We start from the raw sequence: 310 nt of genomic DNA, 5'->3' as shown, positions 1-310 counted from the left end.
TGAAGATATATCTTTTAGGAGCGACTTTTGACGCAGTCAACGGAGCGATAAAAGATATATCGGAACGCGCTTTGTTTCGATCCAGTTTTCAGGGTGCAAGCCTTGAATATATTCCCTGATAGCTCAGTTGGTAGAGCACTCGACTGTTAATCGAGTTGTCACAGGTTCGAGTCCTGTTCGGGGAGCCATTATGGAGAGGTGTCCGAGTTGGCCGAAGGAGCACGATTGGAAATCGTGTAGGCGTCACAAGCGTCTCGAGGGTTCGAATCCCTCTCTCTCCGTAGTATTTCATCTTCACACCTACTTAAAA

The 310-nt window shown here is 47.1% G+C and carries 2 tRNA genes; both read left to right on the top strand.

Features of this window, described 5'->3' with window-relative positions:
- Positions 1-112: 112 nt before the first annotated feature.
- Positions 113-188 (top strand) — tRNA-Asn (locus QMG93_RS35115).
- Between the two features lie 4 nt (positions 189-192).
- Positions 193-281 (top strand) — tRNA-Ser (locus tag QMG93_RS35110).
- The last annotated feature ends 29 nt before the right edge of the window (positions 282-310 follow it).

The organism is Paenibacillus tyrphae, assembly GCF_027925525.1.
In the GTDB taxonomy this organism is placed as follows: Bacteria; Bacillota; Bacilli; order Paenibacillales; family NBRC-103111; genus Paenibacillus_G; species Paenibacillus_G tyrfis_B.
The sequence above is the reverse complement of the archived record's forward strand: the minus strand, read 5'-3'. Positions and strand labels throughout refer to the sequence as shown.